The organism is Roseinatronobacter ekhonensis, from assembly GCF_900499075.1.
GTDB lineage: Bacteria > Pseudomonadota > Alphaproteobacteria > Rhodobacterales > Rhodobacteraceae > Roseinatronobacter > Roseinatronobacter ekhonensis.
Window position 1 is genome coordinate 1 of the sequence record NZ_UIHC01000106.1, and the last position, 3,997, is coordinate 3,997.

Consider the following 3,997-nt stretch of genomic DNA (forward strand, 5'->3'; position numbering starts at 1 on the left):
GAAATGGCGCAAACTCGATGGCCGGAACCGCCTGCCCGAGATCATCCAAGGGGTTGAGTTCCGCGACGGCCTCCGCCACGTTCAAGCCGCCGCCTGATCAGGCGTCACCAACTTCTGCGCATATCTCTCTGTCTCGCCGTGGTCGCTGTGTGCATCCTCTATTGCCCATCCCGGAAGAGTTTGCGCGGAGATGACACCCGCCAGCGGGCCTTCGCCCTCTTCCACCGCGAGGGTTGCCATACCCGACAGCGCGGTCAGCGTCAGCGCGAACAGCAAGGCCACCGTCATCGCGCCACCCGCCGGGCTATGGCCAACGTGACGTTTGGCCCGGCCCAGGACGAGATCGCGCAGATACCGGATCACGCGCCCCGGGCCAGTCACGAAATCAGAGAATCGCGCCCTCCGGGGGCCGATGAAACCCCAGACAATGCGCAGCGCAACCGTCCCGGCGATGGCGTAGCCTGCGTAAGTGTGAAGCCATGCGGCTTCCCCTTCCGTCAGGTAGGCGGTGGCAAAACCTGCCACAAGGACCCAATGCCCGATGCGGATCAAGGGGTCCCAGACCCGCATCGTGGACGTATCAGACGTGTTGGCCATCAGTCGTCATTGCGCTCATAAGGCCGGTCATCTTCGTCATAGTCATCGTCGCGGTAGGGCAGAACCTCACCCGTCACCGGGTCAAGGTAGGCTTCGACCTTCATGCCCTTGCCATCAAGCATATCAACCTCGTAGTGGCCGCGCTCGAACTCGATTTCCAGAACTGTGTATCCCTGTTCCTCGAACATCGTGGCGATTTGCACGACGCTCATGCGCTCTTGCGTCTGGGACTGCGCGGTGGCGCCAAGCGCAAACAGACCAAGGGCCGAGGCCAGCGATGCGGTAAAAAGAATGGTGCGTTTCATGTTATATCTCCGTTTGTGATGTGGCAGCGTCCTTGGCTGCCGGTGATCCCTTTTGCGCCATGCCGCCTGACGCCGTGCTGACCGTGCCTGTCAGCTTGCTGTCAGGCTGACGGCGATAGATACTGTTCCTATGAAACATCTTGCTTTGATCCTTGCGTTACTCGCGTCTCCCGCATGGGCCGATCGCGCCGACCACGACCGCGCGCGCCGAGCGCTGGAGGCAGGCGAGATCCTGCCGCTGTCGGAAATTCTTCAGGCCGCCGAGGCGGCGCGCCCGGGACGCGTTATCGAACTTGAACTTGAGCGTGATGATGGCCGCTGGATCTACGAGCTGGAACTGGTAGCGCGCGATGGGCAGCTCTATGAGATGGAAATCGACGCGGCCACCGGCACTGTGCTGGAGATTGAGCGCGAGGGGGACGACTGAGATGCGCGCGCTCGCCGTGGAAGACGATGCCCGGATCGCCGACGATCTTGCAGCCGCATTGACCGCGGCAGGGTTTCGGGTTGAACTGACCAATGACGGGGAGGATGCGTGGTTTCTGGGCGATACCGAGGCGTATGATCTCGTCGTGCTGGATCTTGGGCTGCCCGGCCTTGACGGTCTGGCTGTCCTCAAACGCTGGCGCGCCAATGACCGGACCATGCCGGTTCTTGTGCTGACCGCGCGCGGGACATGGCAGGAACGCGTCGAGGGGATCGAGGCCGGTGCGGATGATTACCTGCCCAAACCTTTCCGTATGGAAGAGCTTGTCGCCCGCGCCCGTGCCCTTGTGCGACGCGCGGGCGGGCACGCGGGCGCGCTGCAAGAGGCGGGAGATCTGAGCCTTGATACCAACCGCATGGGGGTTGCGCTGCGCGGTCTTCCGGTGCAGGTGAGCGCGCTGGAATACCGGCTGCTGGCCTACCTGATGCAGCACCGCGACCGTCCGGTGCCACCGACCGAATTGCTGGAACATCTTTATGGCGATGACGATTCGCGTGAGGCCAATGCGCTGGAGGCCGTGATCGCGCGGCTGCGCCGGAAAATGGGCCCCGGCGTGATCGGCACACGTCGCGGTTTCGGCTATTTTCTGGAGCAGGCATGAGCCTGCGCCTGCGCCTTGCGCTTGCGGGCGCGCTTGCGATTGTCGCGGCGCTTGGCCTAACCGCTTTCGGTCTGTCGCAGCTTTTTGGTGCGCATGTGGAACGCCGCGCGGTCGCTGAAATGCAGGTGCAGCTTGATCAGGTGCTGGCAGGGCTGGAACGGGGCTCCGATGGGCTGACGCTGGCGCGCGCGCCTGCGGATCCACGATTCGACAAACCTTATGGCGGGCTTTACTGGCAAATCGAGGGGCCTGACGGGCTGACCCGGTCCCGCTCGCTCTGGGACAGCGCGCTCGATCTTCCTGACGACACGCTGGGCGACGGGGGCGTGCATGTGCACCGCTTGACCGGGCCAGAGGACGCGCCGCTGCTGGTGATGGAACGGTCTGTGACGCTGCCGCAAAGGCTGGGCGGTGCCGCCGTGCGCGTGGCAGTAGGCATGGCCGCCGCCGAACTGGAAGAGGCGCGCCGCGCGTTCATGGCCGATCTGGCGCCTTACATGGGTTTGCTGGCCCTTGGGCTTATCGCGGCGGGATGGGTGCAGCTATCTGTGGGCCTTCACCCGTTGCGCGGTGTAGGAGCCCGCGTTGCCGCACTGCGCGCGGGGCGCGGCGAGCGAATGGGCCGGGAATGGCCCGCAGAAGTGCTGCCCGTGGCGAATGAGATCGACGCGTTGCTGGCTGCGCGCGAAGCTGAAACCGACCGCGCCCGCGGACGCGCCGCCGATCTGGCGCATGGCCTGAAGACACCGTTTCAGGCGCTGATGGGCGAGGCCGCGCGCCTGCGCTTGGCCGGAGAGGCTGCGCGGGCCAACGCGATCGAAGATACCGCCCGCGCGATGCGCCGCACCGTAGACCGTGAACTGGCCCGCGCGCGCACTGCCGCGCGCACAGCCGATGCGGTCGCGGATGCCGCGCAAGTGGTCGAGCGCTTGGTGGCCGTGCTGCGCCGGACCCCAGATGGCGAAACCCTCGACTGGCGGATCGAGATCCCGCCGGGCACCTGTGTGGGGCTGGACGAGGCCGACCTTTCAGAAGCGCTGGGAGCGTTGGCTGAGAATGCCGCCCGCCACGCGCGGTCCCGTGTGATCCTGTCGGTCACGGAACAAGATGGGCAGACCCTTCTGAGCGTGTCCGATAACGGCACTGGCATCCCATCCGACCGACGTGCCGAACTTATCGCCCGCCACGGGCGCGCCGACGAATCCGGCATGGGTCTTGGCCTTTCCATCGCCGCCGAGATAGCCGAGGCTGCAGGCGGGCGGCTGTCCCTTTCAGACGCCACGCCCGGCCTGACTGCAACATTGGTTTTGCCCGCGCGCAATGGCAGCCCCGCTTAGAGGCCCCAGCAGGCCGCGACTCTGTAAAATGACGCAAAGTCAAAGACTCGCTTGCGTCGCGAAGGTCCGCCACTCCCTGCCGCCTCGACATTGAGCGTTCATTGTATGATCAAAGTTGCACCGCCGCAGGTCGGTCTTGCGCCCTAAGTGACCGATGCGGCGGCGCGCGACAACCTGCGCTCTTTACTTTTATGGTGGTCTTACAAAAGCCACAGGCAAGTGCTGTTGCCAGTCGGTGATGCACCTAATTCATGTTTCCCAAGCGCGCGGTTTGGGGCCTGACGGAAGCCTGTACAGGCGTATCCGCACCCGACATCCCGTTCCAGATATCTGTTGTCTGTGTGGTCAATTAACAAGCGTTCTTCGCTAATTTTGCGGTTCTGAACGGCATCTTGGTCTAGCCCTGACCCAAAAATGCTGCTGCACAGCAATTGTCGTTTGACTGTCATGTTCTGCGCCTATACTTCTTCTACTCCAAAACCCGAAAGTTCTCGTGTGTTATGACGCGGAAGTTATCTGACACCTTGTCGCGGAATTTCTTCCATTCCTGCGGGATGGTCTCACGCATGAATGCAAGGATGGCGTCGGCGAATTGCTTCTGACTTCGGTAGTAGCGATTGTGGGTGACATAATGGTGCAAGACCGCCCAAAGACGTTCAATTGGATTGAG

Annotated in this window: 5 protein-coding genes and 1 pseudogene; 3 read left to right on the forward strand and 3 right to left on the reverse strand. The window is 63.2% G+C overall.

Annotated elements, in window-relative coordinates:
* Positions 1–81: 81 nt before the first annotated feature.
* Together ROE7235_RS18915 and ROE7235_RS18920 are read right to left on the reverse strand one after the other, a co-directional pair.
* Positions 82–597 carry a cytochrome b/b6 domain-containing protein gene (locus ROE7235_RS18915; protein WP_121097464.1) on the reverse strand — a complete coding sequence of 172 codons (516 nt, stop codon included), beginning with the start codon at positions 595–597 and terminating at the stop codon, positions 82–84.
* The gene (locus ROE7235_RS18920) at positions 597–902 is read right to left on the reverse strand and encodes a PepSY domain-containing protein (RefSeq protein WP_121097467.1); all 306 of its coding nucleotides are present in this window, start codon (positions 900–902) and stop codon (positions 597–599) included. The genes ROE7235_RS18915 and ROE7235_RS18920 overlap by 1 nt, the downstream gene beginning before the upstream one ends.
* Positions 903–1,032: 130 nt before the next feature.
* Between ROE7235_RS18920 and ROE7235_RS18925 the strand changes: the two genes are divergently transcribed.
* The 3 genes from ROE7235_RS18925 to ROE7235_RS18935 are packed head-to-tail and all read left to right on the forward strand — an operon-like array spanning position 1,033 to position 3,327.
* Positions 1,033–1,329, forward strand: a complete 297-nt coding sequence (locus ROE7235_RS18925) for a PepSY domain-containing protein (RefSeq protein ID WP_121097471.1) — start codon at positions 1,033–1,035, stop codon at positions 1,327–1,329.
* 1 nt (position 1,330) lies between these two features.
* Positions 1,331–1,990, forward strand: coding sequence for a response regulator transcription factor (locus ROE7235_RS18930; RefSeq protein WP_121097474.1), 660 nt, complete (start codon positions 1,331–1,333; stop codon positions 1,988–1,990).
* Positions 1,987–3,327 (forward strand): sensor histidine kinase, encoded by a 1,341-nt coding sequence (locus tag ROE7235_RS18935; protein ID WP_121097477.1) that lies wholly within the window; start codon positions 1,987–1,989, stop codon positions 3,325–3,327. The genes ROE7235_RS18930 and ROE7235_RS18935 overlap by 4 nt, the downstream gene beginning before the upstream one ends.
* A 469-nt stretch (positions 3,328–3,796) precedes the next feature.
* Here the strand turns inward: ROE7235_RS18935 and ROE7235_RS18940 are convergent.
* Positions 3,797–3,997: pseudogene (locus ROE7235_RS18940) on the reverse strand (IS630 family transposase); the annotation flags it as partial.